Source organism: Rhodococcus sp. NPDC059968, from assembly GCF_042738615.1.
In the GTDB taxonomy this organism is placed as follows: domain Bacteria; phylum Actinomycetota; class Actinomycetes; order Mycobacteriales; family Mycobacteriaceae; genus Rhodococcus_F.
Genome location: NZ_JBHWUE010000041.1, coordinates 13088 through 35169 on the forward strand (window position 1 = coordinate 13088; position 22082 = coordinate 35169).

Consider the following 22082-nt stretch of genomic DNA (forward strand, 5'->3'; position numbering starts at 1 on the left):
ATGGGCGACGTTCCTCTCACCATCGCCCAGTACATCGAGCTTCGCGGTGACATCGACCTCGATCTGTTGACCGAGGCCAGCAAGCGCACCGGCCGAGAGTTCGGATCAGGCTTCCTCCGCCTCGTCGAGATCGACGGCGTTCCGTACCAGTACGTCGACAAGGCGCTCGACGACGCCATCACCTACGTGGATTTTCGGGGCGAGGACGATTCCGTCGACGCCGCCGAGAAGTGGATGCGGGCCAACTACAGCGCTCCCGTCGACCTCCTCGAGGACCGCCTCGTCGTGGTCTACCTGCTCCATGTCGGGGAGAATCACTACTTCTGGTTCTGCCGGATCCATCACATCGCGCTCGACGGATTCGGCGCGATGGCGCTGATCGCACGCATCGCCGAGATCTACACCGCGCTGGTCGAGGGCACCGAGCCGCCGGCCTGCCGCGCCGAGGACCTGGTCCGGATCGTCGAGGACGAGCAGCGGTACCGCAACTCCGAGCGGTTCGCGAAGGATCGCGAATACTGGGCCGAACGAACCGCGCACCTGCCCGAGGCCCCGAGCCTCGTCGGTCGCGCGGCGATGGTGGGCAAGTTCGCGCGGCTCTCCTCCGAGGCCCTGCCCGAGTCCACCGCCACCCTTCTCGACGAGGCTCTCGGCGGCAGCAACGCCAGCTCCGCGCCCATCGTGGTGGCCGCATTCGCCGCGTACCTGGCCCACATGACCGACCGGACGGACGTCGTCCTCAGTCTCCCGGTCTCGGCGCGCACCACCGCCACGTTGCGCCGCTCCGGCGGGATGGTGTCGAACATCGTTCCGCTCCGACTGCAGATCACCCCGGAAATGACCGTCCCCGAGCTGGTCAAGAGCGTCCAGATCGAGCTGACCGGCGCCCTGCGCCGCCAGCGGTACCGGCACGAAGACATCCGCCGGGACGCCGGAGCGTCCCAGGGTCAGCGTGGCTTCTTCGGTCCCTCGATCAACATCATGATGTTCCACAGCGAGATCAAGCTGGGGACGGTCACCGGACACCAGAACGTCCTCACCACCGGACCGGTCGAAGATCTCTCGCTGAACATCTACCAGGGTGTGGCAGGCAGCAAGATCCACATCGACTTCGAGGCCAACCCCAACCTGTACTCCGCGGACGAGCTGGACCGTCACCACAGCCGCTTCTTCGACTTCTTCGAGCGCTTCCTCGGCGCCGGCGACGACGCTTCGGTGTCGGACCTGGCCGCGATGAGCGAGGAGGAACGCGGACAGGTCGTGACCGGGTGGAACGGCGATGTCGTGTCCCCGCCGACGGGGACCGTCGTCGACCTGTTCGACGCCCAGGTCGCGCGCACACCCGACGCGACGGCACTCGTCTTCGACGGCGAGGAGCTCACGTACGCCGAGTTCGATGCGCGGGTGAACCGTCTCGCCCGGACGCTGATCGGCAGGGGAGTGGGTCCGGAGACGAGGGTCGCCCTCGCGATCCGCCGCTCGCTCGATTCCATGGTCGCGATGTACGCCGTCGTCAAGGCGGGCGGCGCGTACGTGCCCCTCGACCCCGACCACCCCGCCGAGCGCACGGCGTACGTGCTCGAGAGTGCCCGCCCGCTGTGCATCCTCACGGTCGCGCGGGACGGCCTCGTCCTCCCCGCCGGTCAGGACGTCGTGGAGATCGACACCCTGGATCTGAGCGGCGTCCCGGCAGGCCCGATCCGGGACGACGAACGGGCCGCCGATCTGCGGCCGGCCAACCCGGCCTACGTCATCTACACGTCCGGGTCCACCGGACGTCCGAAGGGTGTGGCGGTGAGCCACGCTTCGGTCCTGAACCAGGTCGCGTGGATCGCGTCGGGCTACGGGCTCGATGCGGACGATGTCGTGCTGCAGAAGACCCCGACGACGTTCGACGTGTCGGTGTGGGAACTGTTCGCCGCACTCGCCTCCGGGTCGCGCCTGGTGATCGCCGCGCCCGAGGGTCATCGCGATCCCGCCTACCTCGCCGACGTTATCGCGCGCGAGAAGGTCACGGCGACGTCGTTCGTCCCGTCGATGCTGTCGGTGTTCGTCGCCGAGTCGGACCGCGAACAACTCGTCAGCCTGCGCGTCGTTCTCGTTGCGGGAGAGGCATTTCCGCCTGCCGTCGCCGCAGCGTTCCGCGCGAAGTCCGACGCCGGGTTGCACAACCTGTACGGCCCCACCGAGTTCACCGTGCACGCCACCGCAGGCGAAGTGGATCGGGAAACCCTCCACACGATCCCCATCGGCACCCCGGTGTGGAATACCGAGGCGTACGTGCTCGACGGCCACCTCCGGCCCGCTCCCATCGGATCCGCGGGCGAGCTCTACCTCGCCGGCGCCCAGGTCGCACGCGGCTACGAGGGCAGGCCGGAGCTCACGGCAGAACGCTTCGTGGCCAATCCTTTCGGCGCCGCGGGAACCCGTCTGTACCGCACCGGCGACCTCGTCAAGTGGCGCGTCGACGGCAGCATCGAGTACCTCGGTCGCACCGACTTCCAGGTGAAGGTGCGCGGCCTGCGGATCGAACTGGGCGAGATCGAGGCCGCGATGTCCTCGTATCCCCATGTGGCGCAGTCGGTTGCGGTCGTGCACGACAGTTCCCTGGGGCAGCGGCTCGTCGGCTACGTCGTCCCCGAACCCGATTCGGCGCTGGACGTCGAGGATCTGACGGTCCACGTCGGCCGCGCGGTGCCCTCGTACATGGTTCCCGACGCCGTCGTAGTGATCGCCGAGATGCCGGTCGGCGCGAGCGGCAAACTCGACCGGAGTGCTCTGCCCGAACCCAGATTCGCGGCGGAGTCCAGTGAGTACGTGGCCCCTCGCAGCACCATGGAGGAGTCGATCGCAGGACTGTTCGCCGAGGTTCTGGGTCTGCCTCGGGTCAGTGTCGGCGACTCGTTCTTCGCGCTCGGTGGCGACAGCATCGTCTCGATCCAGCTGGTGTCCCGCGCGAAGGAAGCCGGTGTCCTGTTCACGGCCCGCGACGTCTTCGAGCGCAAGACCGTGGCCTCGCTCGCCGAGGTCGCGAAGTCGGCATCCGAATCGGCCACGGTGCACGTCCTCGAGGAACTGCCGGGCGCCGGTATCGGCACGATGCCGCTGACACCGGTCGTGCACTGGATGGCGGAGCTGGGCGGCGACTTCCATCGCTTCTCCCAGTCCATTCTCCTGGCCCTGCCGCCGAAGGTGGAGCGCGACCGCCTGGTGCGCACGCTGGCGGCCGTCGTCGACCGCCACGACGCTCTGCGTTCGTCGTTGCGCCGCACCGACTCTCCGGCCGGATGGTCGCTGGAGGTCGCGCCGATCGGCTCCGTCGACGTCGACCGGCTCGTCGATCGCGTCGAGTTCAGCGAGGGGCCCGGCACCGACTCGTTCGAGGCGCTCGCCGCGCACGCCCTCGAGCGCACGGTGGACACGTTGGACCCGACGACCGGCAGCGTGGTGCGTTTCGTCTGGTTCGCGCCCGCAGAGGACTCCGGGGATCTCGCACCGCGGGACGGCGAAGACAGCGACGGCGGGGAGTGCGAGAGCGCCCCGCAGTCGGGACGACTGCTCGTCGTGATCCACCACCTCGCCGTGGACGGGGTGTCCTGGCGAGTGCTGGTGCCCGACTTCGCATCCGCGTGGGCGCAGATCGCCGCCGGGGCCGACCCTCTGCTTCCGGCGGTCGGCACCTCGGTCCGCCGCTGGGCGCACGGCCTCGCCGACAACGCCCGGAGCGCTCGCCGCGTGGCCGAACTCGACTACTGGCGCACCACCCTCGACGGTGCAGATCCGCTGATCGGTTCGCGGGCCCTCGACGGCCGCGACACGGTCTCGACCACCGGCCGCGTCCGCCTGGAGGTCCCGGCCGACGTCACCGACGGTCTGCTGACCGACGTGCCCCGCGCCTTCCACGGCGGTGTCAACGACGGTCTCCTCACCGCCCTCGCCCTGGCCGTGGCGGCCTGGCGCGCGGAACGCGGCGTCACCGAAACCTCGACCCTCGTGCACCTCGAAGGTCACGGCCGCGAGGAGACGGTGTTGCCCGGCGCCGACCTCTCCCGCACGGTCGGCTGGTTCACCAGCATGTTCCCGGTCCGGTTGTCGGCGCCCGGAGTCGACGTGCGCGACGCGCTCGCCGGCGGTGCGGCCGCTGGTCAGGCCGTCAAGTCGGTGAAGGAACAACTCGCCCGGGTGCCCGAGCACGGCATCGGCTACGGAATGCTGCGATTCCTCAACGCCGAGACCCGCGCGGTTCTCGCGGGGTTGCCGGGCCCTCAGATCAGTTTCAACTACCTCGGTCGCGTGTCGGTGGGCGAGATCCCCGACGCGTTCCGGGCGGCGGGCTGGGTGCCCGACACCGACACGATGGAGCTGACCGGTACCCGCAACAGCGAGATGCCGGTGCACTTCGCCCTCGACATCAACGCGATGATCGTGGATGTCGAAGGCGAACAGCGGCTTTCGGCCACGGTCGACTTCCCCCAGGGTGTTCTCACCGACTCCGAGGTGGGCGAGCTCACCGGCCTGTGGACGCGCGCGCTCGAAGGGCTCGTCGACTACACGAAGCGGCCCGGAGCCGGTGGCCGGACGCCGTCGGACCTCGACCTCGTTTCCCTGAGTCAGAGCCGGATCGACACTCTCGAGAGCGACTACCCCGCGCTCGCCGACGTCTGGTCGCTGGCCCCGCTGCAGGTGGGCCTGCTGTTCCACGCGTCGCTGGCCGGTACCGCCACCGACGTGTACACCACCCAGCTCGTCATGGACCTGGGCGGATCCGTCGACACCGACCGTCTCCGCCGTGCCGCGGAGTCGCTCGTCGCGAGGCACCCCAACCTGCGCACCGCGTTCGTCGCGGGCGACGACGGCACCGGCATGCAGGTGATCGTCGACCGGGTGGACGTGCCGTGGACACACGTCGACCTCTCGGCCGCGTCCGACGCCGACCGCGAGGCGGAACTCGATGCGCTGATGCTCGCGAACCGGACGCACCGGTTCGACATGACCGCACCGCCTCTGGTACGATTCCTGCTGGTCGAGACGGGCGAGGACCGCTACCGGTTCGCCGTCACCAACCACCACATCCTCCTCGACGGCTGGTCGCTGCCGATCCTCATCCAGGATCTGCTGACCCTGTACGCCGTGAACGGCGACGCGCTGGCACTGCCGCAGCCGCGTCCGTACCGCAGCTACCTCGAGTGGCTGTCCGCGCAGGACCCGCAGGTGCCCGTGGCCGCGTGGACGAAGGCCCTGGGCGGCATCGAGGAGCCCACGCTCCTCGCGCCCGCGCACGCGGAGACCGCCCCGACGCTCACCCCCGGTGAGCTCGTGATCGACCTGCCGGACGACCTGCTCGCCGACATGACCGCGCGCTCGCGCGAACTCGGCGTCACCATGAACACCCTCGTCCAGGCCGCGTGGGGAATCGTGCTGGGCAGGCTGACCGGACGGGACGACGTGGTGTTCGGCACCACCGTCTCGGGACGTCCGCCGCAGGTGCCCGGCATCGAGTCCATGCTCGGGCTCTTCATCAACACCCTGCCCGTGCGGGTCCGCGTGCGGGCTGGGGACGCCGTCCGCACCCTCCTCGACCGCATTCAGCACGAGCAGACCGAGTTGCTCGATCACCATCACGTCGGGCTCACCGACATCCAGCAGGGACTCGGCCTCGGCGCGCTGTTCGACACCCTGATGGTCTACGAGTCCTACCCGCTCGACCGTGAGGCGCTCACCAAGAGCAGCGACATCGAGGGTCTCCGCGTTCTCGACGTGACGTCCAACGACGCCACGCACTACCCACTGGCGATCGTCGCGATGACCGACCCGCGGCTGCACCTGACGGCCAAGTTCCTTCCCGAGATCTTCGAGGCCGCCGAGGTCGAGGAGATCATGGAGCGGGTCGTCCGCGTGCTCGGTGCGCTGTCCGGCGACGTCGACACACTTGTCGCGGACATCGACATCCTCGCCCCTGATGAGCGTGCCTCCCTGCTGGCGGCGCACGGCACCGACGCCGCCACACCGCTGTCGCTGCCGGAGATCCTCGCCGCGACCGCGGCCGAGAACGGCGAGCGCACCGCTCTCGTCGCGGACGGCGAATCGCTCACCTACGCGGAACTCGACGCGCGCTCGAGCCGACTCGCCCGGGTTCTCGTCGATCGCGGTGTGGGACCGGAAACGTCTGTAGCGCTCGGGATGACACGCTCGCTGCACTCGGTGATCGGAACATGGGCAGTGGCCAAGGCCGGCGGCACCTTCGTGCCCGTCGACCCCCGCTACCCGTCCGAGCGCATCGCACACATGGTCGCCGACTCCGGCGCGATCCTCGGCCTGACCGTGATCGCTCAGCAGGACACCCTTCCCTCGGACGTCGAATGGCTCGCCCTCGACTCCTCCGAATGCGACGCGCTGTGCGCCCCGAAGTCGGCGGAGCCGGTCACGGATTCCGAGCGGACCGCGCCGGTGCAGCTCGACCACCCCGCGTACATGATCTACACATCCGGTACCACCGGTCTGCCCAAGGGTGTCGTCGTCACTCACACCGGTCTGGCCAACTTCTCCGCCGAGCAACGCACCCACTACGGGGTGAGCCCGTCGGCGCGAACCCTGCACTTCGCGTCCCCGAGCTTCGACGCGTCCGTCCTCGAATTGCTGCTCGCCTTCGGCTGCGGCGCGACGATGGTCGTTGCCCCCGCAGACCTGTACGGCGGTGAGGAACTCCGAAACTTCCTCGCGGACAACAATGTCACCCACGCCTTCGTCACGCCGGCGGCGCTCGCGTCGGTGGAGCCGGCCGGACTCGACCGGCTCGAGGTCGTCGTGGTCGGCGGCGAGGCGTGCCCGCCGGAACTGGTGGAACGCTGGGCGCCGGGTCGCCGGATGTACAACGGCTACGGACCCACCGAGGCCACCGTCATGAGCAACATCAGCGGCTTGCTGGTGTCCGGAAGCCGGATCGAGATCGGCGGTCCCGTCTGCGGTGTCACCGTCTACGTTCTCGACGAACTGCTGCGCCCGGTACCCGTCGGCGTGGCGGGGGAATTGTACATCGCAGGCCCCGGTCTCGCGCGCGGCTACCACGACCGCTTGGGCCTCACCGCAGAACGGTTCGTCGCGAACCCGTTCGGCGACAACGGAAGCCGGATGTACCGCACGGGCGACATCGTCCGGTTCGTCGTCGATCGCGGGCATCGCGCCGGCTACGGCGTGGAGTACGTGGGCCGCAGCGACTTCCAGGTGAAGGTCCGTGGCTTCCGGATCGAACTCGGCGAGATCGACGCGGCATTGGTCAAGCACCCGGACGTCGAGTTCGCGGCCACACTCGGCACGGCGATGCCGTCGGGTTCGACCGCTCTCGTGTCGTACGTGCTGCCCACCGCAGGCGCCTCGGTGGACGCCACCGAGGTGATGCATTTCGTCGGCCATACGCTGCCGGCGCACATGGTGCCGAGCGCGGTCATCGTTCTCGACGAGATCCCGCTCACCACCGTAGGCAAACTCGATCGGCGGGCTCTGCCCGAGCCCGACTTCGACTCCCTGCAGGGGGAGATGGTCGAACCACGTACGCCCACCGAGGAACTGGTCGCCGATGTCCTCGCCGACGTGCTCGGGCTCGCGAAGATCAGTGTCGTCGAGTCCTTCTTCGACCTCGGCGGGAACTCGCTCGTGGCCACCAAGGCTGTCGCCCGGCTCAACGCCGCCGCGGGCACCCGCCTGGGTGTGCGCGAGTTGTTCGAGGCGCCGACCGTGGAACGGCTCGCCGTCAAGGTGGCCGAGCAGGCAGGCACCGGCTCCGACCGCCCAGCACTTGTCGCGGGACCGCGTCCCCAGCGCGTTCCGCTGTCGATGGCTCAGCAGAGCATGTGGCTGATGAACCGGTTCGACACGGCGTCCTCGGCGTACAACATCCCGCTCGCCGTGCGGATGTCCGGTTCGCTCGACATCGACGCGATGTCGTCGGCCGTGTCGGATGTGCTCGCACGGCACGAGTCCCTACGGACAGCATTCCCCGACTCCGACGACGGCCCTTACCAGCAGGTCGTCGACATCGAGCAGGTTCCGCTCGACTTGACGCCCGTCCCGGTGACCGAGGCCGAACTTCACACGGCCCTCACCGAATTCGCCACCGACGGATTCGACGTCACGGTCGCGCCCCCGCTGCGTATCCGTCTGTTCGCCACGAGCGAGAGCGAGTTCCTGCTCGTCCTCGTCGTGCACCACATCTGCGCCGACGGTGCGTCGATGTCGCCGCTCGCTCGGGACGTCATGGTCGCCTACAGTGCACGTACCGCCGGCGTCGCTCCGCTGTGGCAGCCGCTGCCGGTGCAGTACCCAGATTTCGCACTGTGGCAGCGCAAAGTCCTCGGCGACCCCGCCGATACCCATTCGCTCGCGGCGAAGCAGATCGCGTACTGGTCGGAGACGCTGTCGGGCGCTCCGGAGCTGCTCGAACTCCCGACCGATCGCCCGCGGCCCCACCGGCAGTCGATGCGGGGAGACTTCATCGACTTCGGAATCGAGTCACAGGTCTACGACGGGCTCGAGCGACTCGCGAAGGCGCGAGGCGCGTCGCTGTTCATGGTCGCGCACACCGCTCTCGCGACGCTGCTCTCGCGGCTCAGCGGCACCGACGACATCGCTATCGGCACCCCCAGTGCGGCGCGCCGGGACCAGTCTCTCGACGACCTGGTGGGAATGTTCGTCAACACGCTCGTCCTGCGTACCGAGGTGCACGCGGGCGACGGGTTCGGAGATTTGCTCACGCGGGTACGAGAGCACGACCTGAACGTCTTCGAAAACTCCGACGTGCCGTTCGAAAGCCTGGTGGAGACTCTCCGTGTCCGGCGTTCGACCGCGTACTCGCCGCTCTTCCAGGTGATGCTGTCGTTCCAGAACAACCGTATCGGTGCTCTCGAGCTGCCCGGCCTGTCGGTGCGAGTGCTCGAGGACTTGGGCGAGGGCGCGAAGTATGACCTCACGCTCACCCTGACCGAGCGAGTCGACGACACCGGTAAGCCCGTGGGACTCACCGGCCGGTTCACGTACGCCACCGACCTGTTCGAACGGGCGAGCGTGGAGCGGATCGCGGAGCGTTTCGACCGCATTCTCCGAGCCGTCGTCACCGACCCCGATGTCGCCGTGGGTGACATCGATATTCTCACCGAACGTGAAAGAGCAAAGTTGAGCCCTGTTAGGCCCGCCCGCACGATGACCGTTCGCGAGCTCCCGCAGCTTCTGGCTGCTGCGGTCGAGGTCGCTCCCGACGCCGTCGCGGTCGCACATGACGGCATGCAGGTGACGTATCGTGAGTTCGACGACAGACTACGAATGATGTCCGGTCCGCTCGCCGAGCGAGGCATGAGTCCGGACGCGATCGTTTCGGTGGTTCTGTCAGGCTTGGTACCCACGATCATGATGGCCCCGCCGACCGAGGACGGGACCGATGGATTCAGCGCCATCCTGGACACGGTGATCGCCGATGCGCACGCGCTCGTCGGAGACATCGACCTCGACAAGTACACGGCCGCACCGATCGTCTCGGAACAGGCGGGCCCCGCCGATACGGCCGCGGCCCGGCCGGAGTCCCCACTCGCTGCATGGAACGAGCACGTGCAGCGCGACCCCGACGCCGTCGTGGTGGTCGGGGCGAGAGTCACGACGACGCGCGCCGAGCTGAACGGCCGCGCCAACCAGGTTGCCCGCGAACTCGCGAATCGGGGTGTCGGTGTCGACGACGTCGTCGCGTTGATCGTCCCGCGTTCGCTCGACTGGGTCGTCGGGATGCTCGCCGCATGGAAGGTCGGTGCCGCGTACTCGCCACTCGACCAGGCGTGGCCTCTCGAGCGTATCGCCGGTCTGGTGGAGACCAGTGGCGCGCGAACGGCGATCACCACTGCGTCGTGGCGCGAACTTCATCGGAATCCGTTGGGCGACATCGTTCTTGATAACGCCGTCGTCCTCGACGCTCCTGAGACAGTCGCGGCGCTGGCCGAGTACGACGCGAGCGACCTCGCGTTCGACCCGTGGACGGACGACGAGGCGGGAGCCCGTCTCGCTTACGTCATCTCGACGTCGGGTTCGACGGGACGGCCGAAGCCGACAATGGTGCCGATGGCTGGTGTGATGAACACTTACCGGTGGTACCGCGACGAAATTCGCATCGGCGACGGCACGGGTGTCCTCGTCGCGAGCTCGCCGCTGTTCGACCTCACCCAGAAGAACGTGTGGGTTCCGCTGATCTCCGGCGGTGTGATCCATCTCGCAGCCGAGGGATTCGATCCGGCGGACATCCTCCGTCACCTCGCCATGGGGGACGTCCGCGTCGTCAACATGGCGCCCAGCGCCTTCGAACTGCTGGCCGAACTCGACGTCGACGACCTCTTGGCATCGCTGGACTGCGTCGTTCTCGGTGGGGAGCAGATCCGGCCGGCCGCGTACGTGAAGCTGATCGGTCGTGGTGTCCGCCTCGTCAACTCCTACGGCCCCACGGAAGCGTCGGATGTGAGCGCCTCCTACGAACTGGACCTGACCGCGCCCGGCGCCGAGGAGACCCCGATCCCCATCGGGTCCCCGCTGCCCGGTGCCGACTACTACGTGCTGGACAAGCGGCTGCGCCCCGTGCCCGCAGGCGTGACCGGCGAGTTGTACATCGGCGGCGTCGTAGTGGGCCGCGGTTACGGGGGGATGACTGGCACCACCGCCGCGCGTTTCGTCGCCAACCCCGTCGGCGATGCCGCCTCCCGCATGTACCGGACCGGCGACCTTGTGCGCGAGCGCGCCGACGGTGAGCTGATCTTCCTCGGGCGCAGTGACTTCCAGGTCAAGATCCGCGGTCTGCGGGTCGAGCTCGGTGAGATCGAGTCGGCCCTGACCGCGATGGACGAGGTCAAGCAATCGATAGTCGTCGTCCACGAACGCGACGGTCTGCAGCGGCTCGTCGGATACGTCACCGCCGTGGCTGGCGCGACAGTGGAGGGACACGACATCACCCCGCGCCTGCGCTCTGTGCTGCCTGCACACATGGTTCCGGATGCTGTGGTCGTCGTCGACGAGATGCCGCTCAACTCGAGCGGCAAGATCGATCGCAAGGCTCTTCCGGAACCCGAATTCGCAGCAGACAGCGCCGAGTTCGTCGCTCCGAGTACCCCTCTCGAAGAGGTCGTGGCCGCTATCTACGGCGACGTGATCGGTGTCGATCGCGTGAGCGTCGACGCGTCGTTCTTCGATCTCGGCGGTAATTCACTCAGCGCCACTCGGGTGGCGGCCCGCTTGTCCGCCACGACGGGCGCGACCGTCGGCATGCGGGATCTCTTCGAGGCTCCCACCGTCGCCGAACTGGCCGCCTTCGTCGGGCAGCAGGGTGGCGACGGAACTCCGCGCCCCGCTCTCGTCGCGCAGGACCGGCCCCAGGAAGTTCCACTGTCGCTGGCGCAGCAGCGGATGTGGTTTCTCAACCGGTTCGACCCGGCGTCGCCGGCCTACAACGTGCCACTCACCGTGCGGCTCCGGGGTGAGCTGGATGTTGCGGCGATGGCGTCGGCATTGAAGGCCGTCGTCGCGCGCCACGAGGTTCTGCGGACGGTGTTCCCGGACTCGGATTCCGGCGCGCACCAGGTGATCCTGCCAATTTCGGACGTCGACCTGGATCTCGAACCGGTGGACGTCACCGAAATGGATCTGCAGGCGCGGCTGTTCGAGTTCGGTTCGCAGGGATTCGACGTCACCGACACTCTGCCGGTCCGCGCGCGTCTGTTCCGGATCGGCGCCGACGACCACATGCTGGTTATGGTGATGCACCATATCGCGTCCGACGGTGCCTCGACGCTGCCGCTCGCCCGCGACATCATGGCGGCCTACGCGGCGCGCCGGGAGGGCGTGGAGCCGCAGTGGCCCGAACTCCCGGTGCAGTACGCCGACTACGCGATCTGGCAGCGGGCACTCCTCGGACCCGAGGATGGCCCTGAGTCCCTTGCGGCGCAGCAGATCGACTTCTGGTCGGCGGCCCTCGCGGGTGTGCCTGACGTGCTCGAGCTCCCGACCGACCGGCCGCGGCCCGCGCAGCGGTCGATGGCCGGCGGGGCCGTCGGCTTCACTGTCGACGCCGACCTGCACCGCCGGCTCGGCGAGACGGCGCGGGAGCACAACGTCTCCCTGTTCATGGTGCTGCATGCGGCATTGTCCGTGCTGCTGGCGCGGCTGAGTTCGACGACAGACATCGCCATTGGCACGGCGATCGCAGGGCGCGGCCACGAGGCGCTCGACAACCTCGTCGGCATGTTCGTCAACACTCTGGTGCTGCGGACGGAGGTCGAGCCCGGTGCGTCGTTCAGCACTCTTCTCGAGCAGGTCCGTGAGCAAGACCTGAAGGCGTTCAGCCACCAGGACGTTCCGTTCGAGCAGTTGGTCGACGCGTTGAAGCCGGCCCGATCCACGGCGCACACACCGCTGTTCCAGGTCGTCCTGACGCACCAGGTCAACGGAATTCCCGCACTGGAGTTCGCGGGCCTCGAAGCCACCCCCGGCGTGGTCGACGTCGAATTCAGCAAGTTCGACCTCACTGTCGACCTGCAGGAGGAGTGGTCCGACGCGGGCGCTCCGACCGGCATCACCGGGTCCTTCGGCTACGCCACGGAGATCTTCGACGCAGGTACGGTACAGGGATTCGTGGACCGGTTCGTCCGGATCCTCGACGCTGTGTCGACCGGCACCGACGTCGCGGTTGGAGACATTCCCATCCTCGACCCGCGGGAGACCGTGGAATTGACACCGGTCTGCGGTATCGAGGGCGTATCACCCACGACGCTGGTCGAACTGCTGTCGGCGGCGGTCACCGCGAATCCGGACGGGGACGCGATCGTCGCGGGCGGTGACAGCATTACCTATCGCGAGCTGGACGAGTGGTCCAACCGCGTGGCGCGCATCCTGATCGAGCGCGGAGTCGGCGCGGAGACGTTCGTCGGGCTCGCGATCACCCGCTCGATCGCGTCCATCGTCGGCATCTGGGCCGTCGCCAAGAGTGGCGGCGCCTACGTCCCGGTCGACCCGCGCTACCCCGACGAGCGCATCGCTCACATGATCACCGATTCCGGTGTGTCGCTAGGGCTTTCGGTTAGCTCCGAGGTCGGACGGCTTCCAGAGAACGTCGATTGGCTGATCCTCGACAGCGAAGAATTCGAACACTCCTGCGCGCGTTACTCCACTGCTCCCGTCGCGGAAACGGACCGTCGCACGGCGGTGACACCGGCCAACAGCGCCTACGTGATCTACACGTCCGGTACCACCGGGCAGCCCAAGGGTGTCGTGGTTACGCACCGCGGTCTTGCGAACTTCGCGGCTGAACAGCGCGAACGGTACGGGATCGACACCACCTCCCGTACTCTGCACTTCGCGTCGCCGAGCTTCGACGCGTCGGTGCTGGAGTTGCTGATGGCCACCCCGGCGGGGGCGACCATGGTGATCGCGCCCGCAGACATCTACGGTGGGGAGGAGCTGAAGCACCTCATCTCCACCGAGCAGGTAACCCACGCCTTCGCGACCCCTGCCGTGCTGGCATCGCTGGATCCGACGGGATTGCCGTCGCTCGAGGTAGTCGTGACGGGTGGCGAAGCATGCCCTCGTGAGCTGGCAGATCGTTGGTCGTCCTCCGTGCAGATGTTCAATGCGTACGGACCCACGGAAGCTACGGTCATGACCAACCTCAACGGGCCGATGACCGTCGGCGAGCGGGTGACAATCGGTGGTCCCGTCCGTGGGTCTGCTGCGCTTGTGCTTGATGCGCGTCTCCGACCGACACCGCTTGGGGTGTCGGGTGAACTCTATGTTTCCGGTGCGGCGCTGGCCCGTGGATATCACGCACGAGCGGGTCTCAGTGCCGACCGCTTCGTGGCGAATCCGTTCGGTGATCCAGGTTCGCGGATGTACCGGACTGGCGACGTCGTTCGCTGGCTTCAAGGCGAGAGCGGCGATCTGACCCTTGATTACGTTGGTCGATCCGACCTTCAAGTGAAGGTGCGTGGCTTCCGCATCGAACTTGGAGAGATCGATGCTGTTCTCGGAAGGCACCCAGGCATTGACTTCGCTACGACGTCTGTGGTGCCCGGCCCAACGGGTGATCCCACGCTCGTGTCTTATGTGCTTGTCACATCCGGGGCGGACCTCGACGAGACTGCAGTTCTCGACTTCGTCGGAACATTCGTTCCTGGATACATGGTGCCGACGGCAATCGTCGCAATTGAGGCAATACCCCTGACTCCGGCCGGCAAGATCAATCGTCAAGCCCTGCCGCAGCCCAACTTCCACGACCAAGCGCACGCGTTTCGGACGCCTGTTACACACGTCGAAACGATCCTGGCGTCGATCTTCGCCGAGGTGCTTGGTACCGATCAGAATGTCGGTCTGGATGACGACTTCTTCATGCTTGGTGGAAACTCGATCGCGGGAACGCGCTTGGTGTCGCGGCTCAACGCAGCGCTGAGCACCGACCTCGGTGTGCGAGAACTGTTCGAGGCCCCGACCGTCGCAGGCCTCGCCCGGCGCGTGGCGGAACGCGGCTCCGGGTCGGTTACCCGCCCCGCGCTCGTTCCTCGTCCGCGCCCCGACCGTATCCCGCTGTCTCTCGCGCAGCAGCGGATGTGGTTCGCCAACCGCTTCGATCCCGCGTCACCGTCCTACAACATTCCTCTTGCCCTGCGTCTTTCGGGTGCACTTGATGTGGAGGCGTTGCGTTGCGCGCTCGGAGACGTCTTCGAACGGCACGAATCGCTTCGCACCGAGTTCCCGAATTCTCCGGAGGGGCCTTACCAGGTCGTGCGCTCCGCCGGTGATGTCGACCTCGGGCTTCCGCTCGTTGCTGTGTCCGATGAGCAGGAGTTGCAGGAGAAGGTTCTCGCTTTCGGGACCACCGGTTTCGACGTCACCAAGTCGGTACCGGTGCGGGCCGCGCTCTACCGGCTCGAGAGCACCGAGCACGTTGTCGTCATCGTGATCCACCACATTTCCGCGGACGGCGGGTCCATGGCGCCTCTTGCGCGGGACCTGCTGACCGCCTACAGTGCTCGGATTGTCGGCGGGCAGCCTGGCTGGACGCCGCTTCCGGTGCAGTTCGCCGACTTTGCGTTGTGGCAGCGTGAGGTGCTCGGCTCGGAGGATGACCCGACGTCCCCGGCGTCGAAGCAGCTCGAGTACTGGAAGGACGCCCTCGCGGACCTCCCGGCCCTGCTCGACCTCCCATTGGACCGTCAGCGGATCCCCCATAGGTCGCCACAGGGTGCGCGTGTGGAGTTCGAGATCGATGCCGAGCAGAAGGCCGCACTCGCCGAGGTCGCCCGTCGGCACAACGCGACCGTCTTCATGGTGGTGCATGCAGCCTTCGCGGTGCTCCTCTCGCGGATGAGCGGGACCGAGGACATCACGGTGGGCACCCCGGTGGGTGGTCGCGGAGATGCCGCCCTCGACGACCTCGTCGGTATGTTCGTCAACACGCTCGTGCTGCGTACGAAGGTCGCGCAATCGGCCACCTTCGGCGACGTCCTGGAGAGTGCGCGCGAGACGGATCTCGGCGCCTTCGAGCACACGGATGTGCCTTTCGAGCGACTGGTCGAAGCGCTCGCGCCGGTGCGGTCCAACTCCTATGCACCGTTGGTGCAGGTCATGCTGACCTTCCAGAACAACGAGACCGCCCAGCTCGAGCTGCCGGGACTGACCGTGACGGCACTGGACAGTGAAGCCACCCTCGCGAAGTTCGATCTGACGCTCGCAATCGACGAGCAGGGAGCAGACGCCCAAGGCCCGACGCGGGCGGTCCTCACCTATGCCACCGACATCTTCGATGAGGCGACCGTGGGCACGTACGCGGATCGTTTCCAGCGCATCCTCGACGCGGTCGTGGCGGACAGTTCCGTCGTGGTCGGCGACATCGACATCCTGTCGGCCGACGAGCATGCGGAGCTCCACAGCCGCGTCGCGTCCGAAGTACCCGTGGCGTCGCTCGGTTCGCACAGTGTCGCCGAGGAATTGGCGGCGAAGCCGCTGCCGGAGCTGCTCGACGCTGCGGCATCGATCAACCCCGAGGGCATCGCGCTGTCGCACAACGGAATAGACGTCACATATCGCCAGTGGCACGAGAAGTCTGGCGAGCTGGCCAGAACCTTGGCGAGTGTCGGTGTCGGTCCGGAGGCCGCGGTGACTGTGGCGCTGTCCACCTTGCTGCCCGGTCTGCTCGACGGTGCGTCCGGTGAGGGTTTCGCGGATCAGTTCGCAGGCATGCTCGCCGGGGTGATCGCCGAGGCCACCTCGACGTCCGACGGACGCGTAGATGCCCTTCCTGTCGATCTGATCGAGTGCTGGCACGAGCAGGTGAGTCTCGACCCGGAGACTCTCGCGCTCGTAGGTAACGGGACCCGACTGTCGCGGCGCGAGTTGAACACGCGTGCGAACCGGGTTGCGCACGAGCTGGTGGCTCGCGGAGTCCGTCCGGACGACGTGGTAGCCCTCGTCGTCCCGCGTTCGATCGAGTGGATCGTGGGCATGCTGGCGACCTGGAAGGCCGGAGCGGCCTATGCTCCGATCGATCCGGCGTATCCGGCAGGGCGCATCGCGGCCATGATCGAGGACTGTGGCGCTCGCGTGGTGATCAGCACGTGCTCGTGGGCCGACGCGGACGGTGTGAATGCCGACGTGCTCGTTCTCGACGATCCCGATGTGTCCGAGGCACTCGCCGTACGCGAGGGCACCGATCCCGACAACCGTTGGGCGGAGCCGGGTTCCGGTGCACGCCTGGCATACGTGATCTCCACGTCAGGGTCCACCGGCAGGCCGAAGCCCGCGCTTGTACCGATGACCGGCTTCTGCAACATGATGGTCTGGTTCCGGGGGCAGCTCTCCCTCCAGCAGGGCGACGGTGTTCTGGTGTCGTCGGCTCCGGGATTCGACCTCACCCAGAAGACGGTGTGGGGAACGCTGTCTTCGGGAGGCGCGATCCATCTCGCGGTGGAAGGCTTCGAGCCGCAGTCGATTCTGCGGCAGATCGCCGAGAACGAGTTGACTGTGGTCAACATGGCGCCCGGAGCATTCGAGATCGTCGCCGAGCTGGAGAACGATGAGGAACTCGCCTCCGTTCGCACCATTGCGCTCGGTGGCGAAGCCGTCAAGGCGGCGCCGCTGAAGAAGTTCCTCGACCGAGGCGTACGGTGCCACAACAGCTACGGGCCCACCGAGGCGTCAGACATCGTGACGTCGTACGTGATCCAGCCAGCGGACGCGGTGTCCGATCAGCTGCGTCTGCCGATCGGACCCGTGCTGGACAACGTTGCTCTCTATGTTCTCGACGGCCGTCTGCGCCGAGTGCCGGACGGCATGACGGGTGAGCTGTACGTCGGTGGCATCGCGGTTGGCCGCGGGTACGGCAACATGTTCGGTGTCACCTCGACCCGTTTCATCGCCGACCCTTTCGGTGCTCCAGGAACGCGCATGTATCGAACCGGCGACCTCGTGCGTCGTCGAAACGACAAGAACTACGACTTCCTGGGCCGTACCGACTTCCAGGTCAAGATTCGCGGACTGCGTATCGAACTTGGTGAGATCGAGTTCGCGCTGCTCGCCCACCCCGACGTCTACCAGACGGTGGCAGTAGTGCATGAGAGTCCGCAGGGTCAGCGCCTCGTGGCGTACGCGGTGCCGGCCGAGGGCGAGCTGCACTCGCGCGAGGTCTTGGCCTCGCTCGAGAAGAAGCTGCCCGCGCACATGGTTCCGGACGCACTCGTGATGCTCGAGTCGATGCCGCTCAACAACAACGGCAAGGTCGACCGCAAGCGCCTGCCGGAACCCGATTTCGAATCGGAGCATCGCGAGTACGTCGTACCGCGGACCGAGGTCGAGGAGGTCGTGGCGGGCGTCTTCGCGCAGGTCCTCGGAATCGACAGGGTCGGAGCCACCGATTCATTCTTCGATCTCGGCGGGAACTCGCTCAGTGCCACCCGAGTCGTTGCACGTCTCGACATGGCTCTCGGCACGGAGCTCACGGTGCGTTCGGTGTTCGAGAACCCCACCGTCGAGGGTGTTGCTGCGCTGGTCGAGCAGGCTGTCGACGACGACCGGCCCCGTGTTCCACTGGTCTCCGGCCCGCGTCCGGAACGGATTCCGCTGTCACTGGCACAGTCTCGGATGTGGTTTATCAACCAGTTCGACACCGGGTCGGGGGCGTATAACCTGCCGATGGCGCTACGCCTGCGTGGAAACCTGGACCTCGAGGCTCTGCACGCTGCTCTTGCTGATGTCGTGGAACGGCACGAGTCGCTGCGCACCGTGTTTCCCGAGTCGCCCGACGGGCCGTATCAGGTCATTCTCCCGGCCTCGGATGCGGTGCCGCCGTTGGTCGCCGAGTCTGCGGGCGACGAAGCCGAGCTGTACAGGCAGGCCAGGGAACTGGCAAACGCCGGTTTCGACGTCAGCATTTCCGTTCCGTTTCGCGTCCGCCTTCTGCAGGTGAGCGAGAACGAGTACATCCTCGTCCTCGTCGTCCACCACATCTCGGCTGACGGTGCATCGATGGCGCCGCTGTTCCGCGACATGATGGAAGCGTATGTCGCGCGCGCTGCGGGCACAGAGCCCGGTTGGAATCCGCTCTCGGTGCAATACGCGGATTTCGCACTGTGGCAGCGTCAGGTGCTCGGCGACGAATCCGAACCGGGTTCGATCGCGGCGCGCCAGATCGGCTACTGGAGTAGTGCACTCGCAGACCTCCCTGAACTGCTCGAATTGCCCACCGACCATCAGCGTCCGCCGGTGCAGTCGTTGCGGGGCGCGACATTCGCGTTCGAGATCGATGCGCAGACGCATCGAGCGCTGGCCGCTGTTGCGCGCCGGAACAACGCGAGCATGTTCATGGTTGTGCACGCGGCGTTCGCGGTGCTGCTCGAGCGCCTCAGCTCCGACACCGATCTCGCCATCGGAACCCCGATCGCCGGTCGCGGCGTTCGGGAAGTCGACGACATGGTCGGCATGTTCGTCAACACGTTGGTGTTGCGGAGCACGGTGAACCCGGACGCCCGTTTCGTCGAGTTGCTCGAGCAGGTTCGCGAGGCGGACCTCGAGGCATTCGCGCACGGCGACGTCCCCTTCGAGCGCCTGGTCGAGGTGCTGAAGGTGCCCCGCTCGACCGCGCATCAACCGCTGTTTCAGGTCGCGCTGGCGTTCAACAACAGCACCGGCACCACGCTCGAACTCCCCGGACTGGAGGTGTCGGTACTCGAAACGCCTTTGGATGTGGCGAAATTCGATCTCCAGCTCAGTGTCGGCGAGCGCTACGTCGACGGGGGAGCAGCGGGTATCTCCGCGTCCTTCAACTACGCGACAGATCTGTTCGATGAGGACACGATCCAGGGCTTCGCGAGGAGGTTCGCCCGCATCCTCGACGTGGTCTCGACCGAGCCGTCGGCAGTGCTCGGTGACATCGAGATCCTCGATCCGCAGGAGAAGGCGGCAATCGCGCCCGTGCGAGGTCTCGATTCGGTGGCACCGCAGGTGCTGCCCGATCTGCTGCGTTCCGGGGTCGAGATCGCTCCGGATGCAACCGCGGTATCTTTCGAGGGACGTGAGCTGACCTACCGTCAGCTCGATGAGCAGTCCAACCGCTTGGCACGAGTGCTCATTGGGCACGGCGTCGGTCCGGAGACCTATGTTGCTCTCGCGATCACGCGTTCTGTCGAATCCATTTGGGGAATTTGGGCGATCGCGAAGGCCGGCGGCGCCTACCTGCCCGTGGACCCGAAGCTTCCGTTCGACCGCGTGGCCGAGATGTTGTCGGACTCGGGTGCGGGCCTGGGCCTCACTGTGTCAGGCGTGCACGACAGCCTCCCACAGGCCGTGACGTGGTTGCAGCTTGACAACGAAAAGCTGGTCGCCGACGTCGATTTGGAGGAGGCGGGCCCGGTCGAGGACAATGACCGCATCCGTCTCCTCACGGTCGACCATCCGGCGTACCTCATCTACACCTCGGGTTCGACGGGTAAGCCGAAGGGCGTCGTCGTGACCCACCGCGGTCTGGCGAACCTCACCCACGAGGTGCGCGAGCACTACGTCGTGTCGCCGAGGTCCCGATTCCTGCACGTGGCGTCGCCGAGCTTCGATACTTCGGTCGGGGAGATGCTCGCCGCGTTCAGCGCGGGTGCCACTCTGGTGATTTCGCCCGCGGATGTCTACGGCGGCGACGAACTCGCCGACCTGATCCGCCGCGAACGGGTCAACAACGTGGTCATCACCCCGACCGCGCTGATGACCGTCGACCCCGACGGGCTCGACTCCGTCACGTCCGTCGTGGTCGGTGGCGACACCTGCACACCGGAACTCGTGGCACGGTGGGCTCCGGGCCGCGAGATGCGCAACGCCTACGGTCCCACCGAGACCACGGTCATCGTCACCATCACCGAACCGATGGTGGCGGGTGAGCGGGTGACGATCGGTTCGCCGCTGCGTGGCGTCGAATCCCTCATCCTCGATTCGCGGTTGCGTCCGGTGCCGGAGGGAGTTCCCGGAGAGCTCTACATCTGCGGTCCGTCGGTGACCCGCGGCTACCACAACCGTCCGTCGGTCACGGCGGAGCGGTTCGTAGCCAACCCGTTCGGCGAGCCCGGCGCGCGCATGTACCGCACCGGCGACGTCGTGCGCTGGGCCGACGGACATCGGGTGGAGTACGTCGGCCGGTCCGACTTCCAGGTAAAGGTCCGCGGGTTCCGCGTCGAACTCGGTGAAATCGATGCGGCGCTGGCCGCGCACTCGTCGGTGGAGTTCGCCGTCACGGTGGGTCGCCAGGACCCGTCCGGTCAGACCGCGCTCGTGTCCTACGTGCTGCCAGCCATGGGCGGCACTCTCGAGGCAGACGACCTGAAGGCTGTGGTCGGCGAGACCCTGCCGCCGTACATGGTTCCCACCGTCGTGATCTTCCTCGACGAGATCCCTCTGACGACCATCGGGAAGCTTGATCGCACTCGGCTACCCGAGCCGGAATTCGTGTCGTCGGTAGCCGAGTACCGTGCCCCATCGACATCACTTGAACAGTCGATCGCCGACATCTTCACGGATGTCCTCGGGCTAACCGAGGTGAGCGTGGACGACAGCTTCTTCGACCTCGGTGGCAACTCGCTCAGCGCCACCCGTGTGGTGTCACGTATCGGTCACATTGTCGGTGGCCGAGTCGGCGTACGCGAGCTGTTCGAGGCCCCGTCGGTGGCCGAACTGGCCACGCGGGCGTCTGCTCTGGCCGCGCGGGACACCGACAGTCCCGTGTTGCGCGCCGTCCAACGGCCTGCGCGTATCCCGCTGTCGCTGGCACAGTCCCGCATGTGGTTCATCAACCGGTTCGACCCGGACTCACCCGCGTACAACATCCCCCTTGCGGTCCGCTTGACGGGCGCGCTGGACGTCGACGCACTGCAGTCCGCGGTGTTCGACGTGCTGGAACGGCACGAGTCGCTGCGCACGGTCTACCCCGATTCGGCGGAAGGCCCACACCAGGTGATCCTTCCGGTTGCACAGGTGCCGATCGATGTCGCGCCCGCGCCGGTCACCGAGACCGAACTGAGGTCGCGGCTGTTCGAGATGGTCACCACCGGGTTCGACGTCACCGCCGACGTCCCGCCGATCCGGACACAACTGTTCGAGGTCGGACCGCAGGACTACGTGCTTGCGTTAGTCGTGCACCATGTGTCCACGGACGGCGAATCCACGGCGCCCTTCGTGCGTGACGTCATGGTGGCGTACGCGTCCCGGGCTGCCGGCCGGGAGCCCGGCTTCGCGCCGCTCCCGGTGCAATATGCCGACTACGCGATCTGGCAGCGTGAACGCCTCGGCAGCGAGAACGACCCGGACAGCCTGATCTCCACCCAGCTGGGCTTCTGGAAGAAAACGCTGGCCGGTGTGCCCGATCTCCTCGAGCTGCCGGTGGACCGGCCGCGGCCGCCCATGCAGTCGCTGCGCGGGTCTCGGATCGACTTCACGATCGACGCCGAGGTGCACCGCGGCCTAGCTGCGCTGGCCCGCAGGCACAACGCCAGCGTGTTCATGGCCGTGCACGCCGCCTTCGCGGTGCTGCTCAGCCGACTGTC

1 protein-coding gene (cut by a window edge) is annotated in these 22082 nt (G+C 67.1%); it reads left to right on the forward strand.

Annotated features, from left to right (window positions below; translation table 11 throughout):
* Positions 1-22082 carry the 5' portion of a non-ribosomal peptide synthase/polyketide synthase gene (locus ACFWAY_RS28360; RefSeq protein WP_378512951.1) on the forward strand. Its footprint extends 11656 nt past the window's final position, so 22082 of the gene's 33738 nt are visible here — the first part of the coding sequence; it begins with the start codon at positions 1-3; its stop codon lies beyond the right edge, outside the window.